The 20524-nt window shown below is 52.8% G+C and carries 12 protein-coding genes; 6 read left to right on the forward strand and 6 right to left on the reverse strand.

Annotated elements, in window-relative coordinates:
• Positions 1-53: 53 nt before the first annotated feature.
• Positions 54-1637: a LysM peptidoglycan-binding domain-containing protein gene (locus tag ACSPJT_RS02810; RefSeq protein WP_435894852.1), complete on the reverse strand. Its 1584-nt coding sequence runs from the start codon at positions 1635-1637 to the stop codon at positions 54-56.
• Between the two features lie 114 nt (positions 1638-1751).
• Positions 1752-2636 (reverse strand): EF-hand domain-containing protein, encoded by an 885-nt coding sequence (locus tag ACSPJT_RS02815; protein WP_435894853.1) that lies wholly within the window; start codon positions 2634-2636, stop codon positions 1752-1754.
• Positions 2637-2917: 281 nt separating this feature from the next.
• Between ACSPJT_RS02815 and metF the strand changes: the two genes are divergently transcribed.
• Positions 2918-3814, forward strand: a complete 897-nt coding sequence (metF, locus tag ACSPJT_RS02820; protein WP_435894854.1) for a methylenetetrahydrofolate reductase [NAD(P)H] — start codon at positions 2918-2920, stop codon at positions 3812-3814.
• A 29-nt stretch (positions 3815-3843) separates the two neighbouring features.
• On the opposite strand, the gene ACSPJT_RS02825 is transcribed toward metF, so the two are convergent.
• The gene (locus ACSPJT_RS02825; RefSeq protein WP_435894855.1) at positions 3844-5457 is read right to left on the reverse strand and encodes a hypothetical protein; all 1614 of its coding nucleotides are present in this window, start codon (positions 5455-5457) and stop codon (positions 3844-3846) included.
• Between the two features lie 72 nt (positions 5458-5529).
• On the reverse strand, positions 5530-5949 hold the full coding sequence (locus ACSPJT_RS02830; protein WP_435894856.1) for a YlbF family regulator: 420 nt from the start codon (positions 5947-5949) through the stop codon (positions 5530-5532).
• A gap of 204 nt (positions 5950-6153) precedes the next feature.
• On the opposite strand from ACSPJT_RS02830, the gene ACSPJT_RS02835 reads away from it, so the two are divergent.
• The 4 genes from ACSPJT_RS02835 (at position 6154) to ACSPJT_RS02850 (ending at position 13890) form a co-directional block, all read left to right on the forward strand.
• Entirely contained in the window at positions 6154-7422 is a 1269-nt protein-coding gene (locus ACSPJT_RS02835; RefSeq protein WP_435894857.1) for a hypothetical protein, read from the forward strand.
• A gap of 20 nt (positions 7423-7442) precedes the next feature.
• Entirely contained in the window at positions 7443-7934 is a 492-nt protein-coding gene (locus tag ACSPJT_RS02840) for a hypothetical protein (RefSeq protein WP_435894858.1), read from the forward strand.
• A 123-nt stretch (positions 7935-8057) separates the two neighbouring features.
• Complete coding sequence (locus ACSPJT_RS02845) at positions 8058-10853, forward strand: bifunctional aconitate hydratase 2/2-methylisocitrate dehydratase (RefSeq protein WP_435894859.1); 2796 nt, start codon at positions 8058-8060, stop codon at positions 10851-10853.
• 172 nt (positions 10854-11025) lie between these two features.
• Positions 11026-13890, forward strand: coding sequence for an aconitate hydratase (locus tag ACSPJT_RS02850; protein ID WP_435894860.1), 2865 nt, complete (start codon positions 11026-11028; stop codon positions 13888-13890).
• Positions 13891-14000: 110 nt separating this feature from the next.
• On the opposite strand, the gene ACSPJT_RS02855 is transcribed toward ACSPJT_RS02850, so the two are convergent.
• Positions 14001-15527: a sulfatase-like hydrolase/transferase gene (locus ACSPJT_RS02855; RefSeq protein WP_435894861.1), complete on the reverse strand. Its 1527-nt coding sequence runs from the start codon at positions 15525-15527 to the stop codon at positions 14001-14003.
• A gap of 206 nt (positions 15528-15733) precedes the next feature.
• Entirely contained in the window at positions 15734-16615 is an 882-nt protein-coding gene (locus ACSPJT_RS02860; protein ID WP_435894862.1) for a PEP-CTERM sorting domain-containing protein, read from the reverse strand.
• A gap of 643 nt (positions 16616-17258) precedes the next feature.
• Here ACSPJT_RS02860 and ACSPJT_RS02865 point away from each other — a divergent pair.
• Positions 17259-20366, forward strand: a complete 3108-nt coding sequence (locus tag ACSPJT_RS02865) for a sulfatase-like hydrolase/transferase (protein WP_435894863.1) — start codon at positions 17259-17261, stop codon at positions 20364-20366.
• Positions 20367-20524: the final 158 nt, after the last annotated feature.

Here is a 20524-nt window from a genome sequence, read left to right on the forward strand (position 1 = left end):
GAAATTTGATACAGTAGTGATTTATGCAGATACAATCTCGGGGGAAGATTCGATCATGGGCTGACCCATTCCGGATGCACCAATTCCATCAGTTCCAGTTGTGATGGCAAGGCATCTTTTTTTCCACTTCTAACACGAACAGTCACCCGAATGTCTTTTTTAAGATCAACCACAAAGCGTCCGTGATCGAGGAGCTTTCTCAATTCCAGATCAAGCTCAGAGTCTTTGTCCGCATAAGCCCAAAGGTAGCGTGATTTGTCCGGAGCGAGGATCATGAAGGCGGAGTGCTCCTTATCGTTATAGGGTCCTGCGTAAAATTCGTCACGTCGGCGGAGTAGACAGCGAACAAGAGTTGGCTCCTGTATCGCCAAGGCTGGCATTTCTGGCTCAGTGAGAGCTTTGGGTTTGACCGGTTTGACTGGGGCTGCCGTTAGATCAGATGCTCCTCCACCCTTGGTTGGTATTTTGAGCCGTTGTCCAATCTTGAGGAATGAGTCAGTCAGTCCGTTATGGCTCTTGAGATCATGCGCTGTGACTCCGTAGCGCGTAGCTATGGCTGTGACCGTTTCACCTGAAGCCACGACATGTTCTTTGACCTGTTGGCTCTGCGATGCCTTGAGTGCAGCTTCATAAGCTTGCATTTTTCGGGCATAAGCTTCATCCGCCTCCGCCTGCTGGGCGCGCGCATTGGCTTTGATTTCAGCCACTTTTTTCTCTCGCTCAAGAAGCTTCTCGCGCATTGCGGCAATCGATATTTCCGACCAAGCAGTGCTAGCATGCCAATCCAATTTCAGCTGTTCGTTTTGGCGAACGAAATAAGCCCTGAATGGCATGAAATTCTCATCCTCAGTAGATAATGTTAGATAGGCCGTGTCATCTGTATGCGAGATGGCCCATTGCTTTTCAGTGATGTCATTGATCCTGGGCTTCACTGAGACCGACCAATCAGTCACGTTTTTAAGATATGACTCCGGGTTTCTCACCCAATGGCTGCGATTTTGATCGTCGGTCGCGGCCATGTAACTTTGAAGCACAGCCAACCCCTGTTTGCCAATACTGCCAGCACGCTCTTGAAACCATTTCTCTGGACTCCCGGCAAAAGGATCCTCCTCTTCGACGACGGTCAACTCCGGCACTTTTCCGCCATCATCGTCTATGTCTTTCCATTGGCTGCCGATGACTACGACGGCTACCAGAACAGCTAACAAACAAGCTCCACCAATCGCAACCCACCAGCCGGTGGATTTGTTTTCAGCCCACTGTTCTTCCTGCCTGATGTCTTCACTGGGCTGGACCGAGCGCTCTTCAAAGATCGCTGCCTGAGATTTTACCGATGTTTGTTGTTCACGTGAAGGAGGGGCAGCGGACTCAAGCCGAACAACCTCGTCGTCTCCCTGCTGGGTTGCTGAGTCGGCTTCATCTTCGTGCACACTTACCAGGGGTAAAGTAGGCAACTTACGAGGTTCAGGGCGTATTCCCTTCGGCTCACCAGTTTCTGGCTTCCCCTCGCCATCCTTACGAATCACAAGTTTCGCACCCTTCCTGGCGATCGTCTTGTTCGGTTTAGAATCTTCCGAAGAATCGTCCTCGCGATCCGAACCTTTCGATCCGCTCTGTCTCCCATCATTTTGCTTCATGCTAATGATTAAAAAACAGCTGAAATAGCCACCTCTTGCAAGCTTGCTATCGTTCAGATGCGCCTAAAAGCGTAGAAATCCGCTGTCAGCACCTGTATAGAGAGAATGACGACTCTATTTATCCTCTTTAGGGGAACGTCTCTCACCAGGCGACTCTTTGCCGCCCTTCCTGCGGGCTCCATCTGAAGGCCGGTCATGAGGCCGCTCGCGATCGCCACGTGGTGATCCATGATGGCGCTTGTGGGCATCGTGAATCTCCGCTGGAGAGAGTTCACCGTTGCCATCGGAATCGATCCGCTTGAAGTGTTTCTGGCGTCGATCGTCAGGAAAGCGAACAACGAATGGCAGCTTGGAATACTCTTCATAATCGAGCCCACCACTTTGATTGGTATCGAATTTCTTAAAATCCATCTCAGGACGAGGTCGGGATCCCAAATGACTCTTGAGTTCTGAGCGCTGCAGCATTCCATCCTTGTTTCGATCCAGACGTTGAAACGACTTCTCGAGTTCGGCCGCTTCTTTTTTCTCCAGTCCTTTAGCTTTCGAGAATTCATCGAGGGCAAGAGTGCCGTTTTTGTCGGCATCCAGTTCGTTAAAGTCCTTCGCTAAGCCCGTCAACCAGTGGGGAGCCCGAGGCTTGAGTTCCGATTGCTGAACTTTGCCATCTTTGTTCCGATCCAAAAAATTAAACAGTCGACGGCGTTTTTCTTCATCCAGTTGTGCCAACCGCTCCGAGCTTGAAAACTCTTCAAAATTAAGAGCTCCGTCTTGGTCGGCATCCAGTGCCTTGAAATCCGGCCCCCTTCTCTTGTCCTTCCCTTTGCGCCCATCGGACGGGCGGCGGCCATCAGACTCCCCACGCTCATGGGCGCGAGGTTTGACTTTTTCTCCACCACCTTCATTCGCAGGAAGGCTGTCGGGCTTTTCCAATGACATAGCGCTAGGTGCTCCCGTCAAAAGTATCGCGGCAGCACACCACAGGGTGGAAGCTTTGCTCATTTTACTTGGGAAACATTGGTTACGAGAATTTTTCATACAGAGGAAAGTGTGGCAGATGATTGACATCCAGTTCGTGTGTCGAGATTTTACGAAATGAGGGTGATTATACCAGACCTAATTATGAGTCCACCACTGCATGCAAACGCATACAACGCAGAGCTAACAGCGCGTAGAGCCATATCCAGTCACCTGTTTCAACCCCACGGACTGCTGTGAGTTGTGTCTGTAGTAAATTTTTTTGTTTCGTTTCGTTGGTTCATCAAGGATAACTCAGCGCAGCCATGCATATCCAAGATATTTTCAAGCGTCAGCGGCCTACCTTTTCCTTTGAGTTCTTCCCTCCTAAGTCTTCTAGTGCAGCGAATTCTCTCTACGAGACAATCCGCGATCTCGCTTCCTGTGACCCATCATTCGTAAGTGTGACTTACGGTGCGGGAGGATCCACGCGCGAGCTTACTCACGACCTGGTGCTTAAAATCAAGGAAACCACCTCTATTCCTCCTATTCCTCACCTGACATGTGTGGCTCACAGTGCTGATGAAATCACCGTGACCCTCGAACGTTACGCAGAGGCTGGCATCGGCAACATACTGGCACTCCGTGGCGACCCTCCGGCGAACCAGGGCCCCTATGACCGCTCGGGTGATGCATTTCAACACGCCGCCGACTTGGTTGCTCACATCAAAGAATTTAATGCATCGGGCAAACATCCTGACCCGAGAGGTTTTGGTATTGGCGTTGCTGCTTTCCCCGAGGGGCACCCTGACACTCCTAACCGATTGTTGGAAATGGATTATCTAAAGGCTAAAATAGATGCTGGCGCGGATTACATCTGCACTCAGCTCTTTTTCGACAACCATGACTTCCTCGACTTTAGAGACAGGTGCAGATTGGCTGGAATCAACGTGCCTATCTTGGCAGGTATCATGCCGATCACCTCAGCCAAAGGCATTCACCGTATGGCTGAACTGGCTGGAGGGGCGCATTTCCCCGCCCGTCTCCTACGCGCACTCGAGCGGGCTGGCGACAACCAAGAAGCTGTGGAACGCATCGGCATTCATCACGCTGCGGAACAATGCGCAGGATTGTTAGATGCGGATGTGGATGGTATTCACCTCTACACACTTAATCAAAGCCGAGCGACGCGTGAGGTATATGCCTCACTTGGCATGGGCTAATTTTCACCCAAAACTCGCTCCGAGAGAAATCATTCGCGCTTCCGGCCTAGGAGATAAAGCTCCTTGGCTTGACTCAGCGTTAAGGTTTGGAATCGCCCCTTCAGAGGGACTTCGAGCGAGATCCTCCCGGTTTCTGTATCCACGGGATAGGTCTCCTTGAGTTTCGTTGTTTTCTCGAAAGCATCTGGCTTTAACCCCAGCTTCACGGAACCATCAAAACGGCGAACACTCAGCTCGGTAAAAATCGCAGTGGCGAGTACATTTTCGAGAGCTTCCTCGGGAGTAACCTTTGTCCCCCTGACACTTTCTAATTTCACCTCACCTCGCTTCGAAAGTGATTCTCCTGTCTGTGTGTCCTCGATCACATCATCTTGGCGTTGCCAATTTTTCTCGAGAATGTTCCGAATTTTTTCTACATCTCTAATGTTGAGAGCTTTGGCTATCTCAGCGTGAGTAGGAGGCTGAAATTCGAACCCTCCGCTCATGTGAAGCAACTCACCAGCCTTGAGCTTAATCTGACTGACACTCAACTTATCGGCCGCTGTTTTAACATTAAAACTCCCTTCGTTAAAGGACACCTTGCGATAGCTGTTATAGGCATCTAACACACTGAGCGCCGACAATAGCGGAAGAGTATCTCGCATGACTAACACATCCCCCTCCTTGAAAGAGAAATCGATATCCAGCACAACTCCTTCCTGACTGTTAGTAGAACCACTGATCTTGCCTACACCGGATATCGTGCCATCAACGGTGTCAAGATAGGCGGGCGTCAATAGGGATGACACCGGCATTGATTTCAACTCCAACTGACCAGATATGGCGGGCTGCCCACCCGAACCTATCTCGGCGCTAAATGACACCAATCCGGTACCATCATCTGATGTCATTTCGGCCTCTTTGATGATCACTCCTTTTGGGGTACATAACACCACCATTTTATTGATCATCAAATGGGATAGCCAATTTTGCCCAAACGTGCCGCCTCTGAACTCGAGTCGCCAGCCGTCGTCTTCTCGCGCAGCTGTTAGGTGGCTGTTTTGAATAGAGCCTCTGTTCTGAGCAGAGTAACCCCATGTTAAATTCGCACTGTTACTCTCGAATCTTTCGAACTTGAACCCTTCTTGCTCAGGAAATAAGGACTCAAAGGATTTAGCGGCACTGGTGTCATCGTTACCTCCGGCCTTAAGGTTGATATCCAGGCGATCGATAAACACACCTTTGCCATCCCAAGTCCCTATCAGCCCATCGGTCAGTGCCATGCTGGTGCGGATGGTCCTAGCCTCAAGCTGGTGGAAAAAAGAATCCTCCCCTCCCTCAATTTTGGCATACGCTATCGTCAGCTCACCGCGCTTCTTTCGCAAACCACCCAAATCGGTTTCCTTAGCGCGCAGTGTATCCTCAAGGGAAAGTCGGATATTTTCTCGGAGTCCGTCGCTTTCCGCGCGTTTACTCAAGTAGAACCAGAGGCCCAAGGCTGCAATGACTAGCAAAATGGCCAGCCTGCTCAGCAACCGCATCGCACGCCCAACAATGGTCTGACCATCCGCCGCGTGCCGAAGCTGAAACCATAAACCTTGGCGAGAAACCCAAGCGTTCATCTGTTCGTTGAACGCTTCTCGTTTCTCTTCTCTGGCACTCATCTTCTATGGAATCCGATCAATGAGTGATCAGACCGAAATGGATGTAGGGTTGGTTATTGTTTCTGTAACGGATCAGTCGCACCCGCAACCACCGCCGCAGCAACCGCCGCCAGACTGTTCCATATCTTCTGGCTCAGGCACACGTCCGAGTTCCATGGTCATGCCGACGTATTTGCTGATTGTTTGTTGCAAGGTCTGAAGGCTCTGCTGGGCATCCATGAAGTCGCGAGCTACCTCGTTTTCAAGCAACTCCGTGCGGGCTGCTTCGAATTCTTTGATTTCGCGCTCTCCCAGTTCAACACCTGCTTGTTGCTTCTGGTGCAGCTCTTCCCCGCGCTCGTGAACGGACTGATATTGTAGTTTGGCTGCATCGTCTTCAAGAAAGCGTTCGACCTGACCTTGAAGGGTCACGAATTCGATATCCTGAGCAATGGCATTGCAAAGCTCTTTGGTTTTCTCGATGACTGCGGAATCATTGGTAAGCAAGTTCATGCTTCCACTTATCGCGTCTCTGCCACTTTGGCAACATCTACCGCATACTTTTCTGAATTTATGACGAATAGAAACAATCGGTCTTTTTCATGATTCCAAGACAGCTTTGTCTATTGGTCACGCTTCATAAACAGTGTGTAATCATTGAAAGCCCACTCCTTTTCCCACGTATTGCTCACAATAGTCCATCCACTCTGTTCGCCCATGAAATCCAAATCTATCGTTATTTCCGCCGCTTGGCTGCTCAGCCTCACCATTGCATTCATTGTTGGAGCAAAAATGCAGTCGGCTGATCCTGATGACTCAGCGAATATCTCAGAAGAAAATGCCAGAGCATCTCACCGCTCATACTCCAGAGCGACAGCTGCGACATCGCGTATGAGCTCAGGATCACGCACGAGTGCTGCATCTTCAGGCGATTCAAACAAGTCCCTGAATGTCGTCGACATCATTAAGCAAGACGACCCTATCAGCCGGGTCAGCAGTTTGCTTGCTTTGATCAACCGCCTTGGACCTAACGATTTCGAACAAGTCGTCGCCGACTTCCGCGCCTCCGGACTCACCCGTGACCGCATGAGCGAATACAGCATGTTGCTTCACGCCTGGGCGAAAACAGATCCTATCGCCGCCCTCGATTACGCTGAGAAAAACACAGGTAGCCGGTTTGCCAGAGAAACCATCCTCACAAGCTGGGCCAGCGAGAATCCCAGTGCCGCCTTGCAGTGGGCCGAGACCCACCACGAAGGCGACGGCGCCAACCCATGGCTGATAGGAGTTATTCGCGGCGTTGCAAAATCTGATCCCGCACGAGCCACGGAAATCATGGCCACTTTACCCTACAGCAGAGAGCGCGGTGACGCACTTGCAGCCATAATCCCCCACATCACCAGCCAAGGCAGTGAAGAAGCGGTCGCCTGGCTCAATTCCATTTCAGACGATCAACTTCGCAGCGGTGCCACCAGATATATTGCCAGAAACCTGGCCAGCAAAGATCCAGAATCCACCGCTTCATGGGCGACATCCATCACGAACAAAGAAGAGCGTGAGCGTGCGATCGGTGAAGTGGCTGACACTTGGGCCGATAGCGATGTTTCATCCGCCGTAGCTTGGACAGAGACTCTTCACGGCGATGAAAAAATGCGCGCCGCCAGTGAACTCATGGGCGAATACACTCGCGAGGATCCAGAGCAAGCTGCCCGTTGGCTAGACTCTATGGCAGGTTCAGATGGTTATGATCAGGTGGCTAGGAGCTTTATCTGGAGCAGCGCCCGCTCGGACCCAGCAATGGCACTGTCCAAGGTGAACACGATCGCAGACACTGACTCTCAGGGACGTTATTATGACCGGATTCTCAGGGACTGGCACGGTCGGGACGCTACCGCCGCAGAATCCTGGATGAACGCGAACAACGTATCGGACCAGATCCGTCAGCGAGTTGTCCGTCCACGTGACGACAGACGCCGCGGCCGCTAACCTACTAACGTTCTATTTGAGTGAAAAAGCCCCTGCTGATAGTCGCTGCCGTATTTGCGGTCATGGTCGGTATTCTTCTCTGGTGGTTTAGCGACAGCCAAGTCATCAAGCGCAATACCCGTAATCTCGCGGCAACGCTGACGATTAAGCTCGATGACAACAAAAGCACTCGAGCTATGAAAAGCCAAGACTTCTCAGCCTTGCTGGCACCCAGTTTCCGCGGATCTGTGGACACGGACAATCATCAGGGCGTCATCACTAAGGACGAAGCCATCTCCGGTCACCAGTTTCTCGCCTTCAAATGTCAATTTTCCCAAGCCAATGTTTCCGAGATCGAGATCACGAGGATTGAAGATAACCGAGCTACTGTCACCGCCCAGTTCGAGATCAGCCTCACCACCAGCGGAGGTGCTAGCTACAGCGATGAGGCCGATGGCACATTGGTTTGGATGCGCACCAAAGACGAAATTTGGGTGCTTGAATCGGCGAAGTTAGAGCGGAAAAGCCCTTAATTGTGGCATCCCCAGCCCAGTCAGGCTCGCAACCTTGACAAAACACACGCGGACACTAATCTCCGCGCGCCTGCCTTATATAGAGGGCATGGCTGTCACCCTTTTCCCGCCACCGAATCAATCATGAGCATTTACCTAGATTACCTCAAAGAAATCGAAGAACGCAAAGCTGAAGGCTTGCACCCGAAGCCTGTCGATGGAGCTGACCTGATCGCCGAAATCATCGCCCAGATCAAGGACACAGACAATGAGCACCGCAAGGAGTCGCTCAATTTCTTCATCTACAACACCATCCCCGGCACCACTCCCGCCGCCAGCGCCAAAGCGACTTTCCTTGAGGACATCATTCTTGGTAAAGAGTCCGTGGAGGAAATTACTCCCGAGTTCGCCTTCGAACTGCTTTCCCACATGAAGGGCGGCCCGTCCATCGAGGTGCTGCTCGACCTCGCGCTCGGTGACGACTCCACCATCGCGAAACAAGCTGCCGACGTTCTGAAAACCCAAGTCTACCTCTACGAGGCCGATATGGAGCGTCTCGAAAAGGCTTACAAATCCGGCAGTCCTTCCCAGTCGGCTACCGCCAAAGACATCCTCGAGTCCTACGCTGCAGCTGAGTTTTTCACCAGTCTTCCCGAAGTCTCCGAGAAAATCGAGATCGTCACCTACGTCGCTGGCGAAGGCGACATCTCCACCGACCTGCTTTCCCCCGGTGGCGAGGCGCACTCCCGCTCCGACCGCGAGCTGCACGGCAAGTGCATGATCACCCCCGAGGCACAGGATCAGATCAAAGCCCTGCAGAAACTCCACCCCGACAAGAGCGTCATGCTCGTCGCCGAAAAAGGCACCATGGGCGTGGGGTCCTCCCGTATGTCCGGTATCAACAACGTCTCTCTGTGGACCGGTAAGCCCGCCAGCCCTTACGTTCCCTTCGTCAACATCTTCCCCATCGTTGCGGGAACGAACGGTATTTCTCCAATCTTCCTCACCACGGTGTCCGTCACCGGCGGCATCGGCATCGACCTGAAAAACTGGGTCAAGAAGACCGACGCCGAGGGCAACACCGTCACCGATGAAAATGGCGATCCGGTGCTCGAGCAGACCTACTCGGTCGAAACCGGCACCCTGCTCACCATCGATACCAAAGCCAAAAAACTCTATGGCAACGGCGAGGAACTGGTCGACATCTCCGCCGCCCTCACTCCGCAGAAAGTCGAGTTCATCAAGGCTGGCGGTTCCTATGCCATCGTGTTTGGTAAAAAGCTCCAGACCTTCGCAGCCAAGACACTTGGCACGGAAATGCCCACCGTCTACGCACCGGCCAAGGAAATCACCCACACCGGACAAGGCCTCACCGCCGTCGAAAAAATCTTCAACCGCAACGCCGTCGGCACTCTTTCCAAGGACCCGCTTCACGCCGGTTCCGATGTCCGCGTCGAGGTCAACATCGTCGGTTCCCAGGACACCACCGGCCTGATGACCTCTCAGGAGCTCGAGGCGATGGCCGCCACCGTTATCTCCCCCATCGTCGACGCCGCCTACCAGTCCGGCTGCCACACCGCTTCCGTTTGGGATAAAAAAGCCCAAGCGAACATTCCGCGCCTGATGAAGTTCATGAACGACTTCGGCCTCATCACCGCACGCGATCCGAAGGGCGAATACCACGCCATGACCGACGTCATCCACAAGGTGCTCAATGACCTCACCGTGGACGACTGGGACATCATCATCGGCGGCGACTCCCACACCCGCATGTCCAAGGGCGTTGCCTTCGGTGCCGACTCCGGAACCGTCGCCCTCGCGCTCGCCACTGGCGAAGCCACCATGCCTATCCCCGAGTCGGTCAAAGTCACCTTTAAGGGTGAAATGCAACCGCACATGGACTTCCGCGACGTTGTGCACGCCACCCAGCTCCAGATGCTGAAAAAATTCGGCGGCGAAAACGTTTTCCAAGGCCGCATCATCGAGGTCCACATCGGCACCCTGCAGGCCGACAAGGCATTCACCTTCACCGACTGGACTGCCGAAATGAAAGCCAAGGCATCCATCTGCATTTCCCAACCGGAAACCCTCATCGAGTCGCTGGAGATCGCCAAGTCCCGCATCCAGATCATGATCGACAAGGGCATGGACAACCACAATCAAGTCCTCCAAGGCCTCGTCGACAAAGCCAACAGACGCATCGACCAGATCCGCTCCGGTGAAAAACCACCACTCGCTCCCGACAGCGATGCCAAGTATCACGCCGAACTCGTCGTCGACCTCGAGGAAATCGTCGAGCCGATGATTGCCGATCCAGACGTGCACAACGACGACGTTTCAAAACGATACACCCACGACGTCATCCGCGCGCTTTCCTTTTACGGTGGTGAGAAAAAAGTCGACCTCGGCTTTGTCGGATCCTGCATGGTGCACAAGGGCGATCTCAAGATCCTCTCCCACATGCTGCGCAACCTGGAAGCCGCCAACGGCGAGGTGAAATTCAACGCGCCTCTCGTTGTCGCCGCCCCGACCTATAACATCATCGATGAACTTAAGATCGAAGGCGACTGGAACATCCTCCAGAAATACTCCGGCTTCGAGTTCGATGACAACGCACCCAAGCAAGCCGCCCGCACCGAATACGAGAACATGATGTATCTCGAGCGCCCGGGCTGCAACCTCTGCATGGGCAACCAGGAGAAAGCCGAAAAAGGCGACACCGTCATGGCCACCTCCACCCGCCTCTTCCAAGGCCGCGTCGTCGCCGACTCCGACCGCAAAAAAGGCGAGTCCCTGCTGTCATCAACACCAGTAGTAGTTCTCTCCGCCATCCTCGGCCGCACCCCGACCCTCGACGAATACAAAACCGCCGTCGAAGGCATCGACCTAACAACCTTCGCCCCACCAACCCAAGACATGATGGTCGCCATGGCCGGATAACGGCCGATTCAAAAATTGTTTCCCAAGAGCGGCAGGCTAACAACCTGCCGCTCTTTTTGTGTTTAGGCCCCACAAGCCAAGACCCCATAAGCTGTCGGAGTAACGGGTATCACCCCACAAGCCCAACACTTACCTCTGGAACCCTCAGATCTCCATGCTATAGTCTAGCAATATGGACACACTCAGAACTTTCAAAACCGGAACCGGAACCGACGGAAAATTCAACTCTCTGCCTGCTCTCCAAGACCAAGGGTTTTCTAACATCTCACGCCTGCCCGTTTCCATCCGCATCGTGCTCGAGTCTCTGTTGCGGAACATGGACGGGAAAAAGGTCACCGCCGAAGACATCAAAAACCTCGCCAACTGGAACGCCGCGAAGCCGGGCAACTACGAAGTCCCCTTCACCGTCGCCCGTGTCGTTCTGCAGGATTTCACTGGCGTGCCTCTGGTTGTGGACCTCGCTGCCATGCGCAATGCCGCACAGGAAGCTGGGGCTGATCCCTCGGTGGTCGAGCCACTTGTTCCCGTTGATCTCGTCATCGATCACTCCGTGCAGGTCGATTTCGCCGGCTCCCAGCAAGCCCTCGATCGCAACCTCAAGATCGAGTTTATTCGCAACAAGGAACGTTACGAATTTCTCAAATGGGGCCAGCAGGCCTTCGACTCCTTCAAGGTCGTGCCTCCCGGCATCGGCATCGTGCACCAGGTGAACTTGGAATACCTCGCCAAGGGTGTGTTAGAAAAAGACGGCGTTCACTACTTCGATTCCCTTGTCGGCACGGACTCCCACACCACCATGATCAACGGCCTCGGTGTCGTCGGTTGGGGTGTGGGTGGCATTGAGGCGGAGGCCGCGATGTTAGGCCAGCCCGTCACCTTCCTCGTGCCGGAAGTCGTGGGTGTTTACCTGCATGGAAAACTCAACGAAGGAGTCACCGCCACCGATCTAACATTACGCCTCACGGAAATCCTACGCGCTCACGGAGTGGTTGGAAAATTTGTCGAGTTCTATGGCCCGGGAGCCAAGGCGCTCTCGCTGCCCGACCGTGCCACTATCGCCAACATGGCTCCCGAGTATGGCGCCACCATGGGCTTCTTCCCTGTCGATGAAGAATCCGTCAAATACCTCCGTGGCACCGGTCGATCAGAGGAAACCTGCCAGACCGTGGAGAACTACTTCAAGGCTCAGGAAATGTGGGGCATCCCTGACAAAGGAGACATCGATTACACCGATGACCTCACTCTTGATCTCGCCTCCGTGGTCCCAGCTGTTTCCGGACCGAAACGACCACAAGACCGCATCGATGTGCCCGAGCTTGGCTCCAAGTTCAACGAGCTGTTCGAAGCTCCCACCTCCGACGGTGGATTCGGTAGAAATGCCGACAGCCGCAATACCGTCATCGATATCCACATGCCGGAGCCAGCGGGTGTGGCTATCGGGTCGCTGTTAGACAACCCACAACCAGGAGCTGAGAAGGACAAGGCGGAAATGGTCACCAATCGCCCTACCCCTAACGAAGTCGACGCTTCCAAAGCATTTGAACCCATCGACACCAAGCTCACCCACGGCTCGGTGTTGATTGCCGCGATCACTTCTTGCACCAATACTTCGAACCCAAGTGTCATGCTCGCCGCCGCCATGGTGGCGAAAAAGGCAAATAAACTGGGACTCAAAATCGAACCTTATGTCAAAACCTCGCTCGCTCCCGGCTCCCGTGTGGTCACCGACTACCTGAACAAAACCAACCTACAATCGGAGCTAGATCAGTTAGGTTTCCAGACCGTCGGTTACGGCTGCACCACCTGCATCGGCAACTCAGGCCCGCTCCACCCCGCCATTGAAGACGGCATCAAAAAAGGTGACCTCGTTTGCGCCTCCGTGCTTTCCGGTAACCGCAACTTTGAGGCCCGAGTGCACGGCTCCATCCGCGCCAATTTCCTGATGTCGCCGCCACTGGTCGTGGCTTACGCGCTGGCTGGCCGGGTCGATCTCGATCTCGCCAACGACCCCATCGCCACGGACAAGGACGGCAATCTCGTTTACCTCAAAGACATCTGGCCCACGCCCGAGGAACTCCACGAAGTCATCGACTCCGCCCTCGTGCCGGAAGTATTTAACCATCTCTACAGCAACCTCGAAACCGCCAACCAGAACTGGGTGGAGATCCAGTCCGATACCGGCGATGTTTACAGCTGGGATGATCAATCGACCTACATCCAGAACCCACCGTTCTTCGATGGATTCTCCCGCACACCGGACACCGAGGCCAAGGACATCGTCAACGCCCGCGCACTCGGCATTTTTGCCGACTCCGTCACCACCGACCACATTTCCCCCGCCGGCGCCATCGTGCCGACCTCACCAGCTGGCCAGTATCTGCTGGAAAATGGTGTGGAAAAAGCCAGCTTCAACTCCTTCGGCTCGCGCCGCGGGAATGATCGGGTCATGACTCGCGGAACCTTTGCCAACGTGCGCATCAAGAACCTGATGTGCGATGGCATCGAAGGCGGATACACCCAATATTTCGGCCCGCAAGACGTCGCCGCCCCCGATCAGGAGATCAAGGCGATTGGCGAAGGCAAACCTTCCTTCATCTTCGACGCCGCGGAGGCCTATAAAAAAGACGGCACCGACCTCATCGTCATCGGCGGCGAGGACTACGGCATGGGATCCTCCCGCGACTGGGCGGCCAAGGGCACCCGTCTGTTAGGAGTTTCCGCCGTTGTCACCAAATCCTTCGAACGCATTCACCGCTCCAACCTGATCGGCATGGGCGTGCTACCGCTGAATTTCAAGGACAAGGAAGACTACAGCAAAGTGGTCGATCAAGCCGACGCCACCTTCAGCATCACCGGACTCTCAGGAAAACTGACCCCTGCCCAGGACGCCACCCTCACGGTGACCAAGACCGATGGCAGCAGCTTCGATGTGCCGCTGGTGGTGCGCATCGACACCCCCGCCGAGGTCGACTACTACCTCAGCGGCGGTATTCTCCCCTACGTGCTGAACCAGATCCTCGACAACGCTGAGGCGTAATCATCAGACTACGCAATCAAAAGAGCGGCAACCGGTCTCACGGTTGCCGTTTTTTGTTTAACTGCTGACACACATCTAACAAAGGCCCAGCTCATTTTCAACATATGGCACTATGGCTTCGGCCAAGGAAGATGACGCCACCAGATTTCTCCATTGTGGTTCTTCTGGGCAGCTCCGGGAGTGGACCGACCATCCTCGACAAACTTGCGCAGAACAGCGGTCATATTCTTTACGACTTCCGGGTGCTCGGCTAACAGATTTTTACTTTCCTTCGGATCGGACTCGAGATCGTAGAGCTGCCACTTTGGCAGACCTTTTTTCTTAGCGACTGGGTCTACGGGCTCACTCCATCCTCCAGATCCAGGGCAGAACAACAGCTTCCATTTACCATCGCGCACAACAAACTGACCAGTGCTGGAATGACAGATCACGGCACTGTGGAGAGGTTTGGTGATGGAACTGTCTTTCATCACCGCTAAAAGGCTCACACTGTCCTCTGCGGCTGTATCTGGGAGTTCTACTCCTACCACCTCGGCACAGGTGGCCATGATATCGACCAAGGAGATAGTCTGCTTGCTCGATGTTCCAGGTTTGATTACGCCCTTCCAGCTGGCGATGAAAGGTACGCGATGACCTCCTTCAAAGGCATCCGCTTTGTTACCTCGCCAATGCTCCTGCAGTTCAACACCTCTGCTGCGCAATTGGGGGAAATCAGCCTTGGGAGAGGTGCCATTGTCTGTGGTGAAAATGACCAAGGTATTTTCCTCAATGCCGTTGCGATGCACCGCCTCTAACACCTGACCGATACACCAGTCTGTCTCGATCAGAAAATCCGCATAGTCTGAAATGCCGCTCTTGCCTTTGAACTTCTCCGAGGGTGAGATCGGTGTATGTGGTGAAGTCATTGGGAAATATAGGAAAAATGGTTTCTCCCCCTTGGAGTGTTCGTCGATATATTTCACCGAGCGACGGGTGATCTCCGGTAGCACCTCTTCGAATTTCCAGCCCTTCATCCCGATGCCATTGTTAGAATAATAGTGCTTGGCGAATTTTAGAGGGGTATCTGGAACACCGTGCATCTTGCCATTTTCTATCCAGACAAACGGTGGCCAGTTCGGTACATCGTCGCCGAACGAATAGTCGAATCCCGCCTCCATAGGCCCCCCTTGCAGTACTCCGGTGAAATCAATTTCTGCCTGCTTCTCAGTGAATCCATCGCCCTTTTTCGGCCAGTGCCATCCCAAGTGCCACTTACCGATGCATGCGGTATCATAGCCTTGTGCTTTCAACATACTAGCCAGAGTCAGACGATTCTTTTCAATTAGTGGGCGCTCCCATTTTTTCACGATTCCAGCCTTCAGTCTGCTGCGCCAGCTGTAGCGCCCGGTCAACAATCCGTATCGTGTAGGTGAACAGACTGCGGATCCCGAATGGGCATCTCCAAATGAAATCCCCTGCTCGGTTAGCTTGTCGAGATGGGGCGTTTTGATTCCCAGATTATCGTTCAGGGCTGCCACCGAATCCACTCCCATATCGTCGGCAAGAATAACGATGATGTTGGGCTTTTTAGCCAGAGCTATAGTCGGTAGTAATAGCACCGTAGCGATAAGCAGTTTCAAGGGATTTTTAACTCTCATAAGATTGAAAAACATTAGTCACTATTACTCGCCTAGCCACCCCTATTTTTCAGATGTCGTCGGCGTAAAAACTTAGGTTCACATTCATGGCAGAAAGATGACCAGATCCATGCCTCATCAACAAATAAAAACGCCCCCTGCACAAGAATGCAGGAGACGTTTTTGTTGAATTGAGTCTAGCTGTGATACTTAACTTACAACTCTTGTTAGGCGCGTCTTCTCAGAATCAGCGCTATTGCGCCAAGGCCAATGAGAGCGGTGCTGGATGGCTCGGGAACGAGGTTGGACTCCATGCTAAGACCTGTGACTTCAACATAGTTGGAACCTAATCCTAACAGCTCGGCAGAAATGCCTTTTGTCGCGGCGAATTCTAAGTGGATGTCACCAGTTGGCACTGTATCACCTGTGGTGAAGGTGAACGTTACCGGACCAGATGGATTAGAGCCCAAGAGACCTAGCAGATCGATTCCGTTCCCACCGACCAATCCTGCAACAGGATTGCCTGCGTCATCTTTGGCTTCGATACTGAGTGAGTTCCCAAGAGATACGGCATTGGTCAGAAAACCTGATGCCACTTCTAGGTTGAAGTTCACGTCATACTGAGTGTTCGCCTCAAATGCTACGGAAGGAAGACCTAGATTAGCCGTCCATGTCATTCCTACGGGGACCTGAGCAAGACCGCCGACAATTCCTGAGTTATCGAGTTTAAACTGGAGGGAGTCAGCCGTCACATTGGTTTGTGCAGCAGTCGCGAGAATGGTCGCATTCACGAACGTCACTGTGGCTGCTACTGAGGAAGATCCAGAAGCCGTAACATCCCAGTTCCCTGCGGAATCAGTGCCTTGATTGGTACTTGTTAGGTTAACACCAACCCCAAGAGCACCACCTGGCACGTCTGGAAGCGGCGCATTTACAGATCCTTGAGTAGCCCATGGATCGACTGACCCACCAGAACCTATGATAACCGTTCCTGCGCAAACGGTTGAAGCTGCACCCAGCTGGATGACTGTCAGACCAGCCAGCAGAGATTTTGCTTTTCGATTATTTGATACATTGCGTTGTGTTGTTGTTTTGTTGTTTTTTTTCATTTTCATACCCTTTGGGATGTTATTCTTTTCGAATAAGATGGGGGGGACGATAATGAGGTGACAATCTCAGGAAGCGGGTGAACATTTCAATTGATTGACGTTAGAGATAATACCTAACAAATACATATCATCAAAGTATTTTCGTTATTAAGATGTGATTATTTTGCCACATGTTTGAATATTTCAATTATCGTAATCATAAACCTTTTTACTGTTAGTTTTTTGAACCATTTCGCGCAATCATTGAACATTACTGCTATTCCAGAGGGTGATTCCCCTACAAAAAATAGCCGATTATTCTATGTTTTATAAGTATTCCGATACCTAACGAGGTCTGCGATCACATCACATAATAGTTAAGTTTTCTTAATATTCTTATATCTTTAATTATATCTAACTAAGCAATAGAGTCGAAATAATCGAGCTATCAAAAACGCCCATAGCAAGCTGCGGTCCGAGCTTCACCATGGCGGCATCCAATTAACTGGCTGTACGTATCATACCACAATCAGGGTGGAAAACGTAGCTATGCCCTTAGAACGAAATGTGTGTTTCTGTCTGAAAATCCACGGTGGTCTTTCTCTATAGGAATGCTAGCTTCTCCGGCACTGTTTCTTCAATAGCCACACACTATACCATCCAGATGATCCGCGCGTTCACATTAGTCTTATTCATAGTTTGCTCCTCCGCTCTGTCGCTATCCGCCAAACCAGCTCCACGTCCGAATATTCTCTACATTTACGCCGATGACCTTGGTTGGGGATATATTGGAGCCAATGGCCAATCAAAGGTGAAAACCCCCAGTCTCGACTCCTTAGCGGCCTCAGGAGTGAACTTCACTCGTGGCTATGGATGCACCGTATGCTCCCCCGCCCGCTCATCCCAGCAAACCGGATTTCACCAAGGACACACATGGACTGACCGCAATGATCCCGATGCATCCAAAGCGATCCGGGCTGATGACAAAACCATCGGCGATGTGTTGTCCGCCGCTGGCTATCGCACCGCCTATTTTGGAAAATGGGGCTACGGTGCCAGCCAAGATCAAAACAACCCCACAATCAACAACACCCAAACTCTGCCGATCAATCACGGCTACGATGTCGTCATGGCTGAGCTGCACCACGTGCGAGCACATACTTTTTTCCAGCCGACCTTATGGCGCTCGAACACCGCTGATTCCACACCGACCACCGCGCTGGTGCCAAATGCCATTCCTAACAACACTTCACTACCAGAGTATCCCGCCTACCAAAGTGATCCTGCTTACCCCTCGCCAGCATATTGTGACGATACCTACGCCATGAACGCACTGGAGTTTGTTCGCACCGAAGCTCAGGACACATCCAAGCCCTTCTTCTGTCTACTCGCTTTCCAAATCCCCCACACTCCTCTGGGCGAAATCACCGATCTTCCCAAGTGGTTCGATGAATACAGCTCCGTCGATACCTCTGGATGGACAGGAAACAGCAAACAGTTTGCCGCCATGGTCACTCGGATGGACGCACACATCGGCAATATCCTTGCAGCCCTGGAAGATCCTAACAGCGATGGAGATAAATCGGACTCCGTGCTGGATAACACCCTGATTGTTTTTGCATCAGACAATGGTGGGCAGAGCAGCGGGGGCGCAGGTGACGCACTCAATGAGTTCAATGGCAATGGCGTTCTACGAGGGGCCAAGGGTAGCATTTACGAGGGAGCAATCCGCGTGCCCATGCTGATGAAATGGCAAGGCAAACTCGCGTCCAATACTGTATCAAGCCAGATCGTGGACGTCACCGATATGCTGCCTACATTCTGCGAGCTTGCCGGTGTGCCCGCTCCCGCTGGGCTAGACGGTGTCTCTCTAGCCCCTACCCTCACTGGAGAAGGCCACCAGCGTACACGAGAGTTCGTGATTCATGAAGCGGGAGGAAATTCATCGATCATCCGAGGTCAATACAAACTCGTCTCCACATCCTCATCACGTGCGCTCTACGATCTCGATGCCGACCCCTCGGAGTCATCTAACATCGCGGGGGCGGACGCCGCACTCGCTGATGAACTGGAATCGCTTCTCATCGGCGAACGCACCAAGGAAGCGGATAACTTTGCCAACACCTACCACCACTGGACGGGTGCCAATGGAGCAAATACCTCAGACGCTAACAATTGGTCAGACTACGAGTATTCCAATGCCGGCTCCACCTTTCTAAGCGACAACGGAGCACCTCGCGTATCATGGACCGCTACGATGAAAAACACCACCAGCACCGATGCCACCGCCACCGCTGACGCCAGTTTCGAAACTCTCAGCCTCCACATCCTCGGCGATACACATCAGCAAACGCTCGATCTTTCCTCCCACACACTCACTGGCCGAAACGAAATCCGCATCAGCGATCATGGCCGTATCCTCCTCGACAATGGAACGCTTGATACTCTGCGCTGGGTCGACCTTGAAGCTGGAGGCACGCTCACCGGGGCTGGTAACGTCACCGGAACACTCTATCACGCTGGACAACTAAACCTCACCCAGTCGGCCTCCATTTCTACTCCCGGCATGGGACCCGAACTGATCAAAAACGGTGGATTTGAAAATGGCAATGGCACCGGTGATTACAGTTACACAGCCCTGGATGATTGGTTCACCGATGGTCCTTCTCCCGATAATGACGGTGCTAAAAAAAGCTCTCCGAAATCCGGCTCCTACCGCGGCCTTGTCCAAGGCAACGCAACGCCGTCGAATCTTGTGCAAAACACCGGTGCGCTTATTGCCTTGGGCGATTCATTCACGTTCAGTTTCTGGCACCAAGGATTTAGCAACTGGGCTACAGGTGAGCAGATCGAGGCTCGCGTTTACTACCTCAGTGGAACTACCCCTGTCGATATTTTCACGAATACGGTTGCCCTAACAAGTGGAGTCTGGAATCAGTCATCCTTCACGATTCCAGCGATCAATGATACCAATGCCGTGGGCAAGGAGATCCACGTCAGCTTCACTCCCACCAACGGCGCCACCGGCTTCGCCTCTCTGGATGATGTTTCTCTAACCAAAGTCACCGAACCAACTACATTGCCTGGCACTCGCAAGCTTAGTATTGCTAAAAGCTACCACGCTTATGAGTCAGCCAGCACGGATCTTTCTTTAGGAGGAAACACTACAGCCGGCACTGATTACTCCCAGCTGTTAGTCAGCGGCAGTGCCACAGTCGATGGGTCACTGACACTCACGCTTGATGATGGTTATGCACCCTCTGTTGGAGATACCTTTACCATCCTCACCGCCGGCACGGTGCAAGGCCGTTTCAAACATGCCGATGACATCATCACCGTGGGGAACCATCACTTCAAAATTCTCTACAACCCTCAGAGCATCGTTTTGAAAGCCATCGCAGTAACGACCAAAGGAACACCTCACAGCTGGTTGGACGGTCACGAGTTGGATAACGACTACGAAGTCAACGATCTCGACGACATCGACAACGATGGCATGCCCACCTGGCAGGAATTCATCGCCGGAACTGATCCCACTGCATCTAACTCCATTGTGAGAGTCGAAGTAAGCTTGAACCCGGACACAGGAAAATACGAGCTCAGCTGGGAGCTCAAACCAGACCGTCTTTATTACGTGGAAAGTTCTAACACCCTCACTAGCTTCTCTCCCCTAGCCGGTCCGATCACGGGAGACACATTGGCTCATGTCTTCACCATTCCCGACACTGGTGAACCCAGTCGCTTTTACCGTGTCCGTGTGGCACGTCGGTAACCAGCCGTGAGGTATTGGACTACTGGTCTCCCGTCGAATTCCCCTTTTGACAGAATGTATAGCCTCGCTAGAGTGACAGTGATGAAAAAATTAATATTCCTCCTAGCGGCCGCCACTTTCGCATTAGCATCCTGCCATCACCTCCCACCTCCACCGCA

Source organism: Oceaniferula spumae (assembly GCF_042849255.1).
Taxonomy (GTDB): domain Bacteria; phylum Verrucomicrobiota; class Verrucomicrobiia; order Verrucomicrobiales; family Akkermansiaceae; genus Oceaniferula; species Oceaniferula spumae.